Annotated in this window: 11 protein-coding genes and 3 pseudogenes; 6 read left to right on the top strand and 8 right to left on the bottom strand. The window is 58.7% G+C overall.

Annotation, left to right across the window (positions count from 1 at the left end):
• Nucleotide 1 precedes the first annotated feature (1 nt).
• Together MXB53_RS14850 and MXB53_RS14845 are read right to left on the bottom strand one after the other, a co-directional pair.
• Nucleotides 2-211: an anion permease gene (locus MXB53_RS14850; RefSeq protein ID WP_248898342.1), complete on the bottom strand. Its 210-nt coding sequence runs from the start codon at nucleotides 209-211 to the stop codon at nucleotides 2-4.
• A gap of 50 nt (nucleotides 212-261) precedes the next feature.
• Nucleotides 262-420: pseudogene (locus tag MXB53_RS14845) on the bottom strand (manganese catalase family protein); the annotation flags it as partial.
• A 111-nt stretch (nucleotides 421-531) separates the two neighbouring features.
• On the opposite strand from MXB53_RS14845, the gene MXB53_RS14840 reads away from it, so the two are divergent.
• Nucleotides 532-1086: a type 1 glutamine amidotransferase domain-containing protein gene (locus MXB53_RS14840; RefSeq protein WP_008415513.1), complete on the top strand. Its 555-nt coding sequence runs from the start codon at nucleotides 532-534 to the stop codon at nucleotides 1084-1086.
• Nucleotides 1087-1183: 97 nt separating this feature from the next.
• Here the strand turns inward: MXB53_RS14840 and MXB53_RS14835 are convergent, their stop codons facing one another.
• The 6 genes and pseudogenes from MXB53_RS14835 to MXB53_RS14810 form a co-directional block, all read right to left on the bottom strand.
• Nucleotides 1184-1489 (bottom strand): putative quinol monooxygenase, encoded by a 306-nt coding sequence (locus MXB53_RS14835; protein WP_248898341.1) that lies wholly within the window; start codon nucleotides 1487-1489, stop codon nucleotides 1184-1186.
• Nucleotides 1490-1540: 51 nt separating this feature from the next.
• Nucleotides 1541-1684 (bottom strand): annotated as a pseudogene (locus MXB53_RS14830) (IS1595 family transposase); the annotation flags it as partial.
• Nucleotides 1685-2037: 353 nt separating this feature from the next.
• The gene (locus MXB53_RS14825) at nucleotides 2038-2994 is read right to left on the bottom strand and encodes a formate/nitrite transporter family protein (protein ID WP_008415516.1); all 957 of its coding nucleotides are present in this window, start codon (nucleotides 2992-2994) and stop codon (nucleotides 2038-2040) included.
• A gap of 111 nt (nucleotides 2995-3105) precedes the next feature.
• Nucleotides 3106-3279: pseudogene (locus MXB53_RS14820) on the bottom strand (ADP-ribosylglycohydrolase family protein); the annotation flags it as partial.
• 85 nt (nucleotides 3280-3364) lie between these two features.
• Nucleotides 3365-5140 (bottom strand): HEAT repeat domain-containing protein, encoded by a 1776-nt coding sequence (locus MXB53_RS14815; protein WP_248898340.1) that lies wholly within the window; start codon nucleotides 5138-5140, stop codon nucleotides 3365-3367.
• Nucleotides 5140-7254 carry a vWA domain-containing protein gene (locus tag MXB53_RS14810; protein WP_248898339.1) on the bottom strand — a complete coding sequence of 705 codons (2115 nt, stop codon included), beginning with the start codon at nucleotides 7252-7254 and terminating at the stop codon, nucleotides 5140-5142. Before MXB53_RS14810 ends, MXB53_RS14815 begins: the two co-directional genes overlap by 1 nt.
• A 318-nt stretch (nucleotides 7255-7572) precedes the next feature.
• Here MXB53_RS14810 and MXB53_RS14805 point away from each other — a divergent pair, with 318 nt between their 5' ends.
• From MXB53_RS14805 to MXB53_RS14785, 5 genes are all read left to right on the top strand, one after another.
• Nucleotides 7573-9138: an ATP-binding protein gene (locus tag MXB53_RS14805; RefSeq protein ID WP_248898338.1), complete on the top strand. Its 1566-nt coding sequence runs from the start codon at nucleotides 7573-7575 to the stop codon at nucleotides 9136-9138.
• A gap of 149 nt (nucleotides 9139-9287) precedes the next feature.
• Nucleotides 9288-14087, top strand: a complete 4800-nt coding sequence (locus MXB53_RS14800) for a homing endonuclease associated repeat-containing protein (protein ID WP_248898337.1) — start codon at nucleotides 9288-9290, stop codon at nucleotides 14085-14087.
• Between the two features lie 129 nt (nucleotides 14088-14216).
• On the top strand, nucleotides 14217-15242 hold the full coding sequence (locus tag MXB53_RS14795; RefSeq protein WP_345779735.1) for a competence protein CoiA family protein: 1026 nt from the start codon (nucleotides 14217-14219) through the stop codon (nucleotides 15240-15242).
• 238 nt (nucleotides 15243-15480) lie between these two features.
• Nucleotides 15481-16773: a tyrosine-type recombinase/integrase gene (locus MXB53_RS14790; protein ID WP_248898335.1), complete on the top strand. Its 1293-nt coding sequence runs from the start codon at nucleotides 15481-15483 to the stop codon at nucleotides 16771-16773.
• A 464-nt stretch (nucleotides 16774-17237) separates the two neighbouring features.
• Nucleotides 17238-18149: a ParA family protein gene (locus MXB53_RS14785; protein ID WP_248898334.1), complete on the top strand. Its 912-nt coding sequence runs from the start codon at nucleotides 17238-17240 to the stop codon at nucleotides 18147-18149.
• Nucleotides 18150-18152 lie beyond the last annotated feature (3 nt).

Genomic DNA, 18152 nt, shown 5'->3' with positions numbered 1-18152 from the left:
GTCAGAACACGAGCGGCCACGCAACCCGGAACGTCACGAGCATCGCAGCGGTTACAAGCATAACCATCACCACGTCAAGCCGCCAGCCAGCGCGGAGCATATGTTCGCGGCCGACTGTGCCGGTGCCGAACGCAATGGCGTTCGGGGGCGTCGCAACCGGCAGTGCAAACCCGAAGCTCGCCGCGACCGCACCCGTAATCGCGAGAAACACCGCTGCGCCCTCGCCGGTCGTGCCGAGCGCGCGCGATCGATGGATTCGCCCTGCGTCCAGCGCTCTCCGGGGTTTTCGTGTTCGCCATCGAAGGTACACATGAACTCGTAGTTGTGGTCCTGATTTTCCTCATCCTGTGGAAAACTGTTCGGGACCGGGAGGTGGTCGTCAATGGTTTCGAGCGCCGCGAGCCACTGTTCTTGGTGCATCCGACTCGAACCGACGAGGGAAATTCGGGAACAGGTGGACCACGTCTTTGCGAGGGCAGCCCCTCGTTTTATCTGAAACGCGGGAGTCATTAGGGACGGAGGCAAAACACCATGGCAGAATCACTCACCGATACGAACGTCGCTGTCTTCCTCGCACAGAGAGGCACCGAGGAAGTCGAGTTCACCGAACCGAAGGGAGCCGTCGAGGACGCCGGGGCGAGCACCGATGTCGTCGGTGCCGAAACCGGCGAGGTCCAAACCGTCAACAACGACCTCGACCCGGGTGACACGTTCGAGGTGGAGAAAACCTTCTCCGAGGTCTCCCCCGAAGATTACGATGCGCTCGTCGTTCCGGGTGGCTCCGTCGGAGCGGACCAACTCCGCGCAGACGGCGACGCAGTGGATCTCGTCAGGGAGTTCATCGAGGCAGGAAAGCCCGCAGGAGTCATCTGCCACGGCCCGTGGATGCTGGTCGAGGCCGACGTGGTCGAGGGTCGGACGCTGACTTCCTTCCCCAGTTTACAGACCGACATCCGCAACGCGGGCGGCGAGTGGGTTAACGAGGAAGTCGTCGTCGACGAGGGACTGGTGACCAGCCGCAAGCCCGACGACTTGGATGCCTTCTGTGATAAAATCATCGAGGAGTTCGAGGAGGGTCGCCACTAACGGCGCGGTAGCACGAAAGGGTCCATCGCAACGTCCGGCGTTCGTGAACGAGATGTGAGATTCGTCTTTGCTGCTTCTGTCTGTCCAATTTCAGATGTTAGGGGAGTTTGGCCTCCAGTACGTCGATTTCTTCTATCTCCGGCGGTTCTGCGAACAGCTCGTCCGCGTTTTCCTCCAAGGCAGCAGCGATTTCGCCCGAGAGATGCGCTTCCCGACCGGATTCATCCGGAAAGGTGTCGAAGATGCCGAACGTCGAATCGTCCATGCGGAGCGCGAACCACGTGGTGGTGTCCGGTTCTTCCTCGGCTATCGGCAGTGCCGAACGGAGGAATTCCTCGACATCGGATTCTTTGCCGGACTGTGCTTGGAGTCGAACGAGGAGGGCGACGTTTGCGTCGGTCATACCCAGTCCGTACGTGTGTGTGCAACTCACATAAACATTTATGCTAGACGCTCATCCCGATACATTGCAACATAGCAGTTTCTCGAACCAGTCGTCCGGTGAGTTGAGTTTCAGTCCGAGGAATCCGAGGTATTTCTGGTGGTGGTGCTTCGAGACGCCCCTGAACTTCGCCAGCCACTGACGAAGGAAGCTATGGATCGTCTTCCTGCTCAACACGGTGTTGTTCATCGCCATCGGGCTCCAGGTGTCCTCCGAGCAAATCCTCGGTGTCGGCCAACTTGTCCTCGTTGCGCTCGTGCTCCTGTTGGCCGTCCGCGCCAGTGTCGTCTATGGGCTTTCGAAGAGACACACCACGCTATCGGCCGTTGATTCTGATTCGAAGTCGAAGCCAAAATCTACCGGCTAAAACAGGAAGAGACAGGTCTCAGTAACTTATTTCTCCAAAAACCGAAACAGTTACAGGAATACCACAAGGCCCCACCGGAAATCTCGCTCTGCGGGGTTTCCAAGACGACGAGTTCGTTGAGGGCGGAGCGACGGGTCGTCGATCAGTCGGTTCCGGGCTCGTTCTCCTCGACGTACGGGCGGGGCGTGGTGTGCGATCGGCCGCCCTTCCAGCTGAAGAGCACCTCGCGCGCGGAGAGCTCGCGGACCTCCGGGAAGCGCCGTTGTTCGGTCTGACCGTAGTTCACGAGCGCGACTAAGAACACGCCGCCGACGGTGTTCCCAAGCAACACCGGTAGCCAGAAATCGTAGAAAACAACGAGCAACCCAGGGCTGGGGACGTCGAGAAACACGAAAAAGAGCGCGTCCGCCGCCGCCGTGACGACGTGATAGAGTTCCGCTGCAGCGATCATGTAGAAGACACTGTAGATGAGCAACAGGCGGGCGATCGTGTCCTGCGCAGCAGTACCGAGCCACACTACCCCGGCGACGAGCCAGCCCGCGAACAGAGCTTTCAAGAACACGTCCCACCACGCGTGTTCGAGCCCACTCCTGGTGAACTCCGCGCCGGCGTGCATCGCTGCCGTCGAGAGGACGTGGCTATTGGCGAGAATGAACGCTCCGAGGCCCGCCCCGACGACGTTCGCGAACAGCACGATCCCCCAGACGCGCAACAGCAACGGGAGGCTGGCCAATCTGGTCAACACAAGCGCTACTGGAGGAAGGGTGTTCTCGGTATAGAGCTGATAGCGACCGACGATGATGTAGACGAACCCGAGCGGATAAAGAATCGCGGCCAAGAACCCGTTGTTCGGGAAGACTGCACTGCCCACCGCGTGGCCGACGAACGTCAACACGATCGCGAAGCCCGCAGCGATCCCACTGAAGAGCAGTTCCGTCGTACCGGTGGCGACCTCCTCGTCGGCGCTTGCAAGGAGTCGCTGGAAGATCTCGTTCGTCGAGAAGCGGTCGCCGATCGCCCAGCCGGTGACCGGCACGCCTGAGGCGGCGCGGTCCGGCTCATGGATCTGACCTTCTTGATCGGTCCCTTCGTCACTCATCCCGGTCCTCCAACGGAGTCGTCGATCCCGATGGTCAACGACGATCGTCGCACGCGACGGGGCGTCGATTCCCGTCGTCGATGGAGAGCCGTTCTCACGGTGAAGTTACGCGTCGTCAGTGATCGTCCCCGGGGGCTGGCCGTGCGTGCCGTGACCGAGCATCTCCGTTACTTCGCCGTGCTGGGATGCGATCTCCTCGGCGCTCTTGAATTCGACCGGTCGACCTAGTGCGTCACCACAGGCCAGCCCGAGGAGACACCCCTCTGCGTTACGTTCAATTGTCATGGAATTACGATGTCCTCCCTCTCGTATAATTCTGCACTCGCGAACTCTCCGAACCGAGTCAGCAAGCGAAACGCTGAGACAAGTCTCATTCGTTGATCCGGGCGAGCGCCCACGATGCCCTCGTGCGGACATCGGCGTTGTCATCATCGCGTACTCGGTCTTTCAGGGCCGAGGTCGCGTCTCGAGCACAGAGGTACCCCAGCGCCCAGCAAGCGTTCTCACGGACGAGCGGATTCTCGTCCGACAGCAGCTCCACGAACGTCGGCGTGACGTGTTCGACCGACTCCGGGAAGTCCTCGGCTACGCGGCTGAGAGCACCGCTCGCATTGATTCGCGTGTAGGTGTCCTCAACCGTCAGTAATGCGGTGATCTCCTCGGTGTACGGCTCGACCACGTCGGTGTGAACAATCGCCACGTCGCCGATTAGTCCGATTGCGTTGTTCCGGAGCTTGGGGTTATCGGCGTCGAACAGGGTCGCGACGTCGTCGACGATATCGACGGCGATGCTCGGGTACTCGCCCACGATCCGTCCAAGCCCAGCGGTCGCGTTCAACCGAACGCTGTCGGACAACGAGTCACGGAGGGTGACTTCTCCAAGTGTCTCGGCGACCGGTTTGACTTCCTCCGGATACTCGCGCGTGATCCGCGAGAGTGCGTACACCGCGTACTGGAGTCCGTCGACGTCGTCCTCAATGATCGTTGCAAGCGACGGTACGGCGTCCACAGCATCCTCGGGGTCTTCCTCAGCAATCGTGGCGATACATCTGGTCGCTTCACGCCTGACGGAGACAATGTTCGACTGCAGATGCGGTACGAGTTCGTCGGCGAGTGGAGCGATCGCCCCCGGATCGGCATCACCAATGGCGCGGAGAGTGGCTAGCACGTCGGCCCGAGCGGGTAGCTCGTCACGTGCCAATAGTGACCGAAGGATTGGAATCGCCGGCGTACAGTCCTCTGGGCGCACCACCGCCACCCGACGGAGTGCCTGGACTGCGTCCTTCTCTCGGAACAGATCAACGTCTTCGCGATCCAGAAGCGCGAGGATCGATGAGATACAGACCGCCTCTGGATTCACATCCGCGAGTCGGCGGAGCCCAGTTGCCTCCTCGGCAGGCGTCTCTGCGCTCGCCGTGTAGAGATTCGGTGGGGGATCGACCACGGAGAGCAACTCGATTGCGTCGACGGGAACGGTGAATTGGTCACTATCGGGGGCGAGCGGCGTGCACTGGAGCGCTGGCGCTGCCGAAGGCCGTTCGAGTGTCACCGCGTGAAGGGAGACGTCGTGGCACAGCTGCGTTCGTTCGGCCCCATCATCGATGTACGTGAGTTCGAATCCGGGCGCATCGGTGTGGTCGTCGAGAAACGACGATAGCATCGACGCGTTCGCCGGCATGATTCCGGCAGACGACGGAAGTCCACCGTCGGTCATTAGGTCACGAACCCACGGGAGATCAGGATGGATGTCTCCCCGTTCGACCGCGGGAATGAACTCCCAGGCGTGGTAATGCTCCCACCCGTCGACATCACTCAAATCGAGGTCGTCGACAACGACGTAGCCGTCCGCGTCCGGGTGTAGGTCCGCGATGAGTGATAGCCGCTCGCGCCGGAGCGGGAACTGCTCGTACCGACCGTCAGGCCGTTTCTCGCCGAGCCACTCATCCCAGTCGTCGGGGTGGCGGCCGACGATGTCGACGACACCCGGAATTGCGGCCTCCTCGGCCAGCGTCTGATTCCCGATAGCGTAGACCGCGTGCGGCGTCTCATGTGCGAGATGACGCACCCACTCCAGCGGGACGGCGTCGTGGCGGGGATGTGGATTCACGTCGACAGTCCAGTCTCGGTCGAACGCGAACACGAGCATTAGTCACTCACCTCGCGCGGCGTCGCGGGCGCCTGCTGACACAGTGTTTCCAGGAGTTCCACCTCCTGCTGCTTCGACTCATCATCCACAGCCGCCATCTCATCTGCGAGGTAGCTGCGAAGCTGGTCGAACCGCTCGGTATATCGATCAGGAACGACCAATGGCACGGACTCGCGCTCGTGCTGGCCGCGCTGGTCGGGGAGCAACCAGTCGTCGACGCCAGTCGCGGCGTCAGCGCGGTCGTGGAGGTCAGCTGCCCACGTCCGGAGTTCGCGAGCGTACCTGGCGAGCGCGACGGCCTTCCGGACGCCCTTATGGGCGTATGTGCTGGACTCGTCGGGAACGTCGACGGTGACGCGCTCGGTGTACTCACCACCGTCCCGTTCCGTCCACGAGGCGACCAGATCGAGATCGGCGTCCGAGCTCGTCTGCTCGAGGCGGACGAGGACGACGCCGCCCCGAGCTTCGCCATCCTGCTTGGCGGAGGGAAACAGCGTCCCGACATGCATCAGGCGGTCGGTCGCGGCGTCCGCGGACGGCGATCCGTGAACCGCCTCGATCTCGTAGCCGTCTGCGTCAAGGTCGAGGTTCAGGTCGTACACCAGCGGGGTAACCATGTAGTCGAACTCCTCCCCCAGACGACGCTCGAACTCTGCGGCCGAGTGGATGAAGTAGTGGTTCGCCCCACGGATGCCCGACAGAGTGTCCGCTAGCTCCGCATTCGCGTCCAACCCCATCCCGACGAACGTCGTGTGGACGCCCTCGGCGGCCGCGTCCGCGAACAACTGCGTGAGTTCGCTGTCCCCCGTCGTCCCCGTGTTCGGCATCATGTCGGTCATGAAGACGACACGGCGCTCGACATCAGGATTGGGCGTCCCGCCGACCAACATGTCGACAGCCGCCTCGAACCCGTCCGCGAGGTTCGTACTGCCGCCAGCAGCGATCTCGCGAATGTGGCGCCGGATCGCCGGCATGTCCGTCGTTCCGACATCACGGAGGGGTTTCGCGACGTGGGCGCGGTGGTTGTAGAGGACGACGCCCAGGCGGTCCTCGGCGTGGAGCTGCTCGGTAAGCGCGCACAGCGACTGGGTCGCCGCTTCGAGTTTCGTCGCCGCATCGTCCTCAGCCTCGCGCTTGCGCCCGTGTTCATCGTAGTAGTACGCGTCGAAGGAGCTGTCCATCGACCCGGAGACGTCGAGGACGGCGACGAGATCCAGCCGCGGCCGCTCGAACTCGTCGACCGAGAGCGTCGAATCCAGCCCCACCGACAGGTAGCGTTCGGTCTCCCCACTGATCGGGTGGTCGCTCACGGCAGCCGCGTAGCGCGGCGCGAACAGGGCCTCCGATTCGGTCCGCGTGCCCGTCTCGAAGTGATAGTCGTAGAACAGCCCCTCGTCGCTGATCGCCTCCGGCTGTGGCGTATACCTGTTCGCGACGTTTTCCCGAAAGTTGGCCACGTCTTTCGCCCCGCCAGCGGCAAGACCGACCGTCTCCGGGCTCGCCATGTCCGCACTTGCTGGCGCCGGTGATGCGCTCTCCATCACCTGATTTTCGAGCATCTGATCGGCCTCGGCGGTCTCCCGAAGTTCGTACGCGTCGACGTGGCGCCCACAGGACTCACAGACGTAGTCGGGTGGGGTGACCGACCTGTCGTCGTCCATCGGCGTCCAGTCGTCGACGAGCGAGCGGTCATCCCGAACACGACGGACGGTCGCTCTGGCATCGATGATTCCGAACGGTTCGTCGAGAGAGAGCTGTGACGCGGCTTGCGTGACGGCTGCTCCAGCTGCATCGACGACCTGTCCTGGTCGAAGCCGTCCCCCGCAATCAGGACACTCAGCCCTGATGTCGTCTGCTGAGGTGACAGGGGCAGCGCCCAGCAGCCCCGAGATGCGGTGGGTTGCCCCGGTTTTCAGGCCCAGGAGTGCCTCGCTGTCAGGCGTGGCGAGTACCGTGAACTGCTTCCCCGATTGATCGGCGACCAGCAAGCGGTGGACGTGTTCTCCGTCGCAGTCGATGGCTCGCCGGGTGATGAATTCGACTGCGATATCGTGACGCTTCCCGTCCTCTATGTCCGCGTACATCGTATTCATGGTGTCTGTGTGGCCTGTCATTCCCCGGACAGCCAACGGGTGGTTGACGACAGTGTGTGCGCTCGCCCCGGAAACGAAGGGGGAATAACCATCATTACGATGCGTCTTTCTCCACCTTCACACCCATCAGTGTGCGCTAAGATGTGATAAATGCTTCGCCAATGAGCAAGATAGAGCAGATATTAGAGAACAAAGACTCATCACAGTGTTCTTTGTAGCGTGTTTGGTGGGGTACTATACTCTGGAGGATGGATTATTAGTATGTAACCGCCTCTATACTGTCGAGTATTGAGTCGAAACAATCATTGCGAAGGACATCATGGGTTAGTCAACAAACCCATGCCTATCGACGCTGGTGACGCTCTCGTCCGGGCGCTTCACGACCATAATCCGTGGTGGGAACACGGGACAGAAGCATTCTCACTCCCGGCACGGCAAAAGAGCGACTTCTACCATCTCGCCCGTCCCGACGAGTCCGGCAGCCAGTTCGAAGACCAGCCGCTTCTCGGCCTCGTTGGACGGCGGGGGGTCGGCAAAACCACGCTCCTCCACCAGTTCATTCACCATCGCATCGAGGCTGGCGACGATCCGGAACGATTCCTCTATCTGCCCTTCGACGCCGACCCACTCTACCAACTCCAATCGGACGAACAGCTGCGACGCGCAGTTCGGTACTACGAGAGCAGGGTTCTCGGCCGCATCGAAGCAGACCACCCACACTTCATCCTGATCGACGATGTTCATCAGATCGAGCATCCAAACAAGCCGACTATCGACGGATGGGGCGTCCCTGTCGTGGAATTACTCGAGGACGTCCCGGGACGACACGTCGTCGTGACCGCCAGCGCCGGCATTCAAGTCGAACGGGAACTCGAAAGCATCGCGATGCCGGCCGAAGACTACGATATCCAGCCCATTCTCCCCGAGAAGTTCCGGGACTACCTCTTCACGCTGTATCCAGATCTTGAGGAAGAAGGCACTCGCGTGAGCCCCACCTCTCTGCGAACCGGGGAGAACAGCCTGCCAGCGGCTCTCCAGAGTGGCGAGATCGAGTCACTCGTCGCAGAGCTTCGGCAGAAGTACGAGAAGGTTGCAGATGTCGAACGACGCATCCAGTCACAGGTCGTCGACTATCTCGCGATGGGCGGGTCCATCAGCTACGATCTTGACGGCGCCGCCGAGTCGGCAGCAGACCTGACGGTAGATGACTACGCCCAGCTGCGCGAGGACGTTCGCGACGCCCTCTACCAGGAGGTCCCCGGCTTCGAATCGATTCAAACGATCGCGGATCTCGAACGCCTCTGTGCACTCGCCGCCCGGAACCGGGGAGCTGAGCCGTTCCGATATCAGGAACTCGTCGAACTGTTCGACGTCGATCGGCGGACAATCGCCGATAGCTATCTTCCCGCGCTGGCAGAGCTGTACCTGTTAACCGGCGTTACTGAGTACGACAACAGCCGCCCCCGGTCGGTGCGACTCTACCTCCGTGACACAGGGCTAGTGACCGCGCTCGCCGACGGCGACGCCTCGACCGTCCGCAACGATTTTGACCGCGAGGCCGACCTGGCCCGCGTCGCGGCGTTCGACCACACGATGCGGTTCGCCTACGGGATCAACGCCATCCAGGGCAATGACGAGACGCCAGCCGTCCAGTACTGGCGTGGGCGAGAGGGTGAGGTCGATTTCGTCTTCGAGGTGGACGGAACCCCCGTCCCGATCGGGCTAGCGTATCAGTCACGCGAGCGTGAGGAGTCACTCGAAGCCGTTCGAGAATTCAAAGAAGCGTACGACGTGCCACTTGGATTCATCCTCGCTGGTGATACGGTTCGAGGTAGACAACCTATTGAGGATCTCGGTGAGGGAATCGTCCAACTTCCGTACTGGTTGTACTTGCTCCTATGCTAGGTCGCTACCTAATCGGTTGTGAGAACGGAACAAGGGATCTCACGATTACCACCCCTGATGGAAGTCTTGATAGGTCGAGGTACTGCGAGACGACAGGGCATGTGTCCCACGAAAACATTCATATGACTGATAGGGAATAGGTGAGACGAATGGGGGGACTGGTTGATTACGACTACGACTTTTTCGAGGAATACCAGTCCGACGTTCTCGATGATCTACCGTCCATAGAGCAACTCATCCGATTAGATGATGAGGTCGCTAATAAAGTCATGATGCCCCGGTATGAGGGGCCAGTCGATCCGATCGAATGGACATTCTTAGAGAACTATTACAGCGGCCTATTTGCGGACTTCATTACTGACCGTATTCAGGGCCTCGCCGACACGGAGCCGATCGAAACAAATCGAGACCGATTCCACGGATTCCGGGAGGACATTGTATCCGTAAATCAGAATCTTCCAGCGCAACGGGCGGCACGATCAGGAGTAATTTCGAAGCCCGCAGAAACGGTCCTTCTCAAACGCCTGCGACAGCTTGGCTTCGATCCGAGTGCGCTAGACGTCTCTCATATTGGGAGTGGTGGCGGTCTCTATCTGTTGGAGCTGTTCGTGACCGCCGCCCAGCAAGAAGCACTGTCAGATTCAGAACTCCTGACAGCCCTCCTTGACGAAGCCGATTCGCTGGGCAGCATAAGTAAAGATGCGGCCATGTCCCGCCTGCATCGGCCTGTCCTGATGGTCTCCCTCTGGGATAACCAAGAAGAAGGCCTCAACAAGTGGCTGGACAACGGCCGACACGGAATTCTCGAGATGGCGACGGCCACAGGGAAAACGGTGGCTGGAATCGCCGCCATCGCCGAATGCTGCGGCGTCCTTCCGGAGGGCCCCGACCACGAACCACGAACTGACGACGCGAAAATCATGATCGTCGCCCATTCGAATGCGATCCTCAAGCAGTGGGAGCAGGAGATACAGGAGAAGCTTGGCCTCCCGATGCCTGCCGGACAGACGGGTGAACAGGCAGACCGCGTATCGTTTAGTAGTGGAGAAGTGGAGTTCTATACTGCACAGTCCCTCCTGCCACGATACGACCGTGATCTCGCCGACCAGTACGATCTCGTCATCTACGACGAAGTACACCACTACTCTAATTTAGATGGGTACGGGGCTGCCATCGACAGACCAAACTATCGGGCTGCGATGGGCCTTTCAGCAACGATCGGCGACGACGGTGAACTGAAACGAGAGCAGCTTACCGAGCTGTTGGGTGATGTCGTCCACACGTACGGGGTTGAGGACGCTCGTCGCGACGGAATCATACCCGAATTCGACTGGACTGTACACCCAACGCCGCTCGACCCTTACGAACGGGAAGAGTGGGATGAGGCAACAGAGTCGATCTCCGACCAATTCAAGCACATCCGGCGGTCGACAGCAACCAAGCGGATTCTCAAACAGATTCCTGTCCCGTTTACCGAACTCGAAGACCTCGGGGACTTCATTCGCGCACACGAGGCTGCGTCGATGGTTTTTGACGATGAGGACATACCCGATGAATGGTCGAACCTCCAGGCGACGATTCATTCGCGAACCTGGATCCGCCACCGATCACAGCCGAAGATCGAAGAGGCAATCGAACTGGCGAAGGACTATCTCGAAGACCCAGACCAGCCTGTCAAGCTCGTCATCTTCGCGATGGACATCGACACGGCTGACGAAATCGCAGACCAACTCGGGGAGGTGTCCGATCACGTCTATCGGGCACACAGCCAGCTTGAGACCTCCTCCAAGAAGAACAACGAGACGGTCCAACGTAACATCAACAAGTTCGGGAAATGCGAGAATGGCGTACTCGTCTCTCCTAAGATGCTGGACGAGGGGATTGACGTCCCGGATGCGGAAGTTGGCATCAACGTCGCGGGGACCAAAACGAAGCTTCAGCTCGTACAGCGGATGGGACGGGTCCTCCGCAAACACGGCGATCAGCGGCCCCACTTCCACCATTTCATCGCCATGCCCGACGAGAACTACATTGCGGGGCTGGACTCGAAGGAGTATGTGCAGGAGCTCAACTGGGTGCGGGAGCTGGGGGAGACGATTGGGGTGCAGCCGATCATCGAGGAGGCCGGCGTCGACGCCGAATTGCTGGAACGCGCCGAACAGCGGGGACACGAACTCTGGGCCCGAGATCTGCTTGAGGATCTCGAGGTAGAGACCGTTCAGGGGAACGTCAATCTGGAACAGTTGCTTGATGAACTGACCGTCGAAGCGACAGAAATTCTGCTGGATGAGTTATGGCTGGAGGGGGAACGAGTGGCGCAGGATGACTGGGAAGCTGCGATGGAAACACTTCGTGACTCGGAAGCCCTCTCCGTCGAAGGCCTCCAGCGCGTCTGGTGGCTTTTCCCCATCTATCGAGAGCGACCGACGGAGTTGGATGAGCTATTGACAGCGTCGTTAAGCGCGCTCTCTGAGGAAGCGTCGTCGGGTCAGCAGTCACAAGAAGGAGCAACCACCAACCAAGAAGGAACACCGACCGACGGCGAGTCAGCTGATGAGAGCACAAGTGGGGAGAGCGATACACCGGAGCAGAAGTCACCATCGTCGACGTCAGAAGACAACGAATCACATGAAGAGACAACTTCGTCTCAAGGCCCTGATTCACCGGAGCCATGCAGTTCCGAATCGACAGAAGCCGAGTCGGATCCACAGGTTCCTGAGATCGAAGAGGAGGCCGGCAGCGATGACGAGGTGGGGAGTGCCAGCGTGTTTGACGTGCTGGGAGTCGGTGAGCCGCCCAGCGCTATTTCGAGACGGCTGCAAGTCGACCCTGACACAGAAGGCTCCCTCGACGAAACCCTCCTGACGAGCACGGGTGAGGGCGGTCTCTTCTCCACAGGCTATCTGCACCAGCGATCGCTCCAAACCTACCTGCTGAATGGCGAAGAGGTAATCTTCCTGCTGGCGTCGAAACGCCAGACTCCGGAGTACAGCGACCAGCAGCTGCCAGATCTAAACGGGTATCGGGCGATTACTGCAATTACCCCCACGCGGGTGCTTTGCGCCGTCGGGGATGATCCTGAGAATCAAGCAATCCAGATCCGCCACGAGGACGTCACGAGTGTCGACGTTCAGCAGGCGGGCCAACTATTCTGGAAGCATCGTACAATCCGAATCCAGGCGAATAATCAGACGCTCACAATCCCCGACGGTACCGGAACTGATCTCGAAGATGCTGCGAGATACGTTCGCATCGCTGCGTACGAGGAACGGTGTGCCGCAGGCGAGCGGCTCCTCGGATGCTGCGACGTCGTCGCGACCAGTAACGGGTTCACTGCTGTTGAGGCCGTGTTGGACGCAGCCAAGAGGCAGTTCCAATCCGCTGTGGAATGGGGCGAGCGGTACGATCTTGACACAGCCAGGGCGGAAACCGGTGTGGAGTTCACCAACACCTGTCTTGAGAGAGCTGACCGGCAGGTGCGATTCGAGGAGTCGCTCACAGAGGCTCAGCGACTCGTCAGTAATGCGCGGACAGCCTCGATAAACGGCGAGGAAGATCGGGCACAGCAGCAGTACCGGAAGGCGAAGTCGAAGCTTGAGGCGGTGCTGTCTACCTCAGATCACGAGTCGAGTTCCTCGGTTGTCGAAGCCAAACAACTCCATACGAAACTTGAGGAGGCTCTTGCGTCGGGGGCCGACAGCAGTGGGACGGAGAGCAAATCGAGTACTGAGACCGAGACTGAGCCGTCGACCACAGAGCAGTCCACGGGAAGTGATAATCAACGACCCACCCGGGACGATCTCATCAACGAGCTCCAGACCTTGACAGAAGAACTCGGCGCCGCCCCAAAGGCCCCCGAAATGGACAATCAAGGGTCGTATTCGACCCACGAGTATTATCGGGAGTTCGGTTCGTGGAACGATGCACTGGGCGCCGCCAGTATCGATCGCAGGGAGTCGCTTATCACTGAACTGGAGCGTGTTGCTGCTGAAATCGGAGAGGTCCCGTCGACCACTCAGATCGACGAACACAGTCGATACAGCTCCGGAATGTATGCCGACGAGTTTGGGACGATAACTGCAGCGCGCGAAGCCGCCGACTTCGCCAGCGGGGAAGATTTCGAACAGGAATCGCAAGCCCACGATTCGACCGATGAACCCCACGGTCAGCCTGACGACAGCGCCACTACGCCCACCCCAGATTCTGGACCATCCCGGCAGGCACTCCTCGACGAGATTCAGCGTCTTGATGACGGTGAGAACCTCGTGCCGTACGCGTCGGAGATGGATTCTGACGGTGCGTACAAATCGTATGACTGTCTCCAAGAATTCGGCTCGTGGGATGAAGCGCTGGAAGCTGCAGGAATCGACAAGCGAGGGCGACTCCTTGAGGAACTCCGACGTGTTCGTGACGAACTCGGACATATACCGAAAACGACGGAGATGAACCATCACGGGCGAGTCTCTGCGGGAATGTACTCCAACTTCTTTGGATCGTGGACGGAAGTAACCTCCCTGATTGGTGCGAAAGAAGAGTCGACGAATGAGACGACTGAGTCCGATCTATCTCCCGATACCAGAGAAGAATCAAATTCATCGCCCGTATTGAATGGTGACAGGGATTCCATTCTCACCTGGGAGGACATCCCCGGGAACAGTCGGCTTCCGTCTTCGATTGCAGTTCAGCTGAAAGAGAAGAAACGGACGCGGTCAGATCGTGTAGATGGCCGGTATCTGGTCGCCGATCTCAACGGCAAGGAGTTCGAGCTCAAAGTCTGGCAAAAACACGGGCTCGAGATCGAGTGGGAAGTCGATACCTGGTATATCCTTGGTGAGGCCAGAGGGACAGTCTGGGAAAGCGATGGCGAGGTACACCGACTACTCGATAGCACGAGAGACCTTACGGCGATCGAATGTGGATCTGAGCCACCGGTAGAAGCGAAATCGTGACTGGAGTGAATTGGGAAGGTAAATAACTCAACAAATATGCCATATCTTGGACTGTCTGACGGTGACGAAGTACTCCCTCCACAGGTCCCGGGCGGATCGACAGTTGCGTGTCCAGTTTGCGGGGAGGAAATGTCAGTGGTCCGGTCCTACAACCGCGGGAGCACGTTCGTATCTCGGCACTTCAGTCACAAGGGCGGCGGGAAAGGAGATGGCAGCGGAGCCGGTAGTGGTGATGGTGACTGCCCAGGGGAGTCCGAAATCCATCACAAGATGAAGGCCATCGCATACGCGCGCCTGGAGAACGACTATCCGGAGGCGACTATTGAACTCGAATCCAACCTCGAGGGACGTATTCCTGACGTGCTATTGGAATTCCCCGAGCCGTGTGATCCATACGGCAAGGGAATTGCTGTTGAAGCCCAGTACCGGAATAAGGGAAAAGACAAAGAAGCAGTCGTAAGGCACTATCTTGATCGGGAGTACAGCGTTGTCTGGCTCGAGGAAGACGACTTTACCACTCACAACGTTGACCTCTCCGGCATTCTCTCGGTGTGGCCGTACGCCCTCCCGGACCGATACGAGACGGAGGGGTATCCCGACGTGACGCGGTGGCTCTGGCAGGAGAAGAATCCAACTGCAGAGATTGAAGTCCCGATTCCTGCAGACTACTGGATGTCGTTCGACAAGTCGGGAGAGTGGGTTACTATCGCGGAGAAAAACATCAAGCGACGAGGAAGCGCTCGAATTTCCAGAACGCCAGACGGGCATCTAACGTTCTCACTTGGGAAGGCAAAGAGCTGGGGCGAGAGCGAGTCGCTTTCCGTACAGGTTGTTCCTAATGACGTTGTGAAACTCAGATCCTTTGCCGATGATTTGGAGCGAAAGGCGTTCGGGGAGGACCGACCGTCACCGGAAGAGTGTGATCCGGAGTGGCATGAACTCAGTAAGAGATGGTTGAAAGGGTCGCCAACCGTGACAGCATGGATTACAGCGGCACTCCCAGACCCGCGTGATGATTCCGATGTCGTGGTGACGCTGTGGAAGAAGCAGAAGGAAACGGAACGTGTGGCAATGCGAGTAGAATCGTATGCTGCGGAAAACCTACGTGATCTCGCAGATCTCCTTGACCAAGCCTTCGAGATTGAGAAAAGCTGAGGCCGCTTCCCCTGCCAAATTTGTATAGCGACATAGAATTTATACAGTTTCGGGGCACTACACACCTATTTTCGGTGTTCACACAGACTCCAGTCTGTTTGTCCCCAAAACCTATATTGTATCTGTGAGAAACACGCTACCAGCCAAAAATGCCGGGCTTAGAATTGGGAACTGACTCAGTGAAGGTTCTCTCCCCAAGTCATAGCCTCGAACAGCGGATACCGTGGAGGCCAACACAGTGAGCGACGCAACGACACCAGAAATCAATCGGGACTGGGACGACGTCGACGGCGTCTCGTGGACCCTCCTCGATCTCGACGAACTCGTCGACGCGTACTGGGCTGTCGTCGCTCCGGTGATGGAGACAGACGGGCTCGATCCAAAACGAGAGAAACCGACACACAGCTGGCTCCGCGACCACGGCTTCCGACCGCTCCTTTACGCCCTACGGGAGTATCACGACAGGACCTTCGCAGAGTTTTGGCGTGAGGATCTCGAAGTCGACGCCGTAGAATCGGGCTACGACTGGGCAACCGACCACGAGCGGACTATCGAGGCACTCGAGTCCTTCCTTACGTCACGGCGGGAGCGGAAGGGGCTCGCAGACTCGTCAATCGATACCCTCCGCTACCGATTGAACCGCTACGTCGCCGCCTACTGCGAGGAGAATGATACCGATGACCTCGTGACCCCCGTTGCTCGAGACGGCGACATCCCAGCCTACAAAGCAGTCGATGCGTGTTGGGCAGCGTTCGACCGCCTACACGTGGATCTCGACGGTGGGCAAACCAAACGCCGGATTCATCTCGCGGTTTCGAACTGGTATGCGCATCTGGTGCGTCGGAAATGGGCTGCGGTGAACCCCGCTGACGGCCTCGACGACGAGTTTGATTGGTCTAACGGCAATGACGACGATTCGGATACGCCATGTCTCGCCACCGAGCATGTTCGCGCACTCTACAAGGCGGCTGACGACCAAGAGGACCGTCTCCTGGTACTCGCCCTGTGTGCATGGGGTCTTCGTCCGAATGAGGTGGCTAGCCTACGAGCGCGTCAATTCGTCCTTGACGTCTCTACCGACGAAATACCGTATATTACGTTCGAGGAGCGGAAGAACGGACCCGGCGAGGTGTCGCTACTCTACGGTAAAGAGGTACTCGAAGACCGCCTCGCAACGTTTGCTGATCACGACGACTGGAGCGGGTACCTGTTTCCATCACCACACGCCTCAGGCGGCCCGATTTCCCGATGGACAGTCTGGAACCGTTTCACAAAACTCGCTGACCGAGCGGGCCTTCCTGACGAGATCGGGGGTGTGTCACCCTCGCCAAAGATGGGTCGACGCTTCTGGTATGACGGCTATTCCTCGTCACTCGACGTCGTCCTCGGAAGCCTCGATGAGATTGCGGCCGAACAAGGAAGCGCGAGTGCCGACGTCGTATTGCAGAATTATCTCTCAGATTCGCGGGCCCGGAAGCTTCGTCGAGAGTATATGCGGGACCAGCTAGCTGCCGCCTTCGGGGAGGAGTGACTGCGCCAGAGTGATCTCATCCGTGTCTGTTATCCGGAGAATGTTTGAGAACATAGCCCAGGAAATCACAGATTCAGTGAATCAGTGAATCAAAGAGTTATTGAACAATTGAGTCCGGGATTCAGTGAATCATAGAGAATCGCCGAGTTGATGAATATTTGAAGCACTGAATCAATGAATCAGTGAATCCAAGAGATAGGGATTCAATGAATTACCTGCTCCGAGAAGCACAGAGCACTAATTCAGTAACTGCCAGTAGCAACCACCATTCCACGAGGAACCAGCACAGCGGGGATTCCAGGATGTGTTGAGTCAATGAATCAGTGATTCTTTGATTTCCACCAAATACAACACCAAAACCGCCTGTTAGCGGTTTATGCCACGGAATACGGAACTTTAGAATTTCCAGAGCGGGATTAGATGTCTGACGTGGATTTATGAGTCATTGAATCAATGATCGTACTATGACCGAGTCACCTCGTGGCTGGGGCGTCACACCATCGACCGGTATTCCCACGATCGCCTTCGGCAATCAGAAGGGCGGGACTGGGAAGACAACGGCGACGATAAACAGTGCAGCGGCACTGGCCTCGCGAGATCACGATGTCCTCGCGATCGATATGGATCCACAGGCCGATATGACGAAAGGCCTGGGGCTTGGCCCAGGCGACGACAACGACCCCTCAAGCCCGAAAAACGACCTTCCAAATACGCTCGCGACTGATGACGCGAATCTTCTCGATGTCCTCGTCGACAATCCACGCACGCACGACACGACACTCTCAGAAATCGTGATCCATAGCGACGATTACGAACACCTGAACTTCGACCTCGTGCCGAGCCACAAAGACATGGGGCTTGCCCGGGATTGGATGGACGATGCAAGTGCTCGTCTCTCGCTGAAAACTGCCCTCGAGGAGCTGGTGGACGACGGTTACGACTACGATTTTATCTTGATCGACTGCCCACCAGATCTCTCGGTGCTGACGGATGCAGCCTTTATCGCGGCCCAGAACGTGTTCCTGGCCGCACAAACCCAAGCCACATCACGGGATGCCCTAGACGATCTCTGGGACCAGCTGGAATCCATCGAGGATAATCAACAGATCGAGATTGCGATCGTGGGACTGCTGGCAAACATGTACAGAGACGATGGGCAGTCACAGAAGTTCCTGGAGGCATTTGACGAGTCATATGCGTCACTAGCGCCGATCTTCAAGCTTCCAATGCGGGTAGCGATACAGCGCGCGTGGGACAACGGCTGCGATATTTTCGAATGGGAGGACGCAAACGACCAACAAGTCGAACGCGACCTCTTCCTGGAGGTTGCTGAGACAATGGAACGAGCGTTCGACAAAACGCAGGTGGAGGTGTAAGGA

The sequence above is a fragment of the Haloplanus sp. XH21 genome (assembly GCF_023276355.1).
GTDB lineage: Archaea > Halobacteriota > Halobacteria > Halobacteriales > Haloferacaceae > Haloplanus > Haloplanus halobius.
The sequence above is the reverse complement of the archived record's forward strand: the minus strand, read 5'-3'. Positions and strand labels throughout refer to the sequence as shown.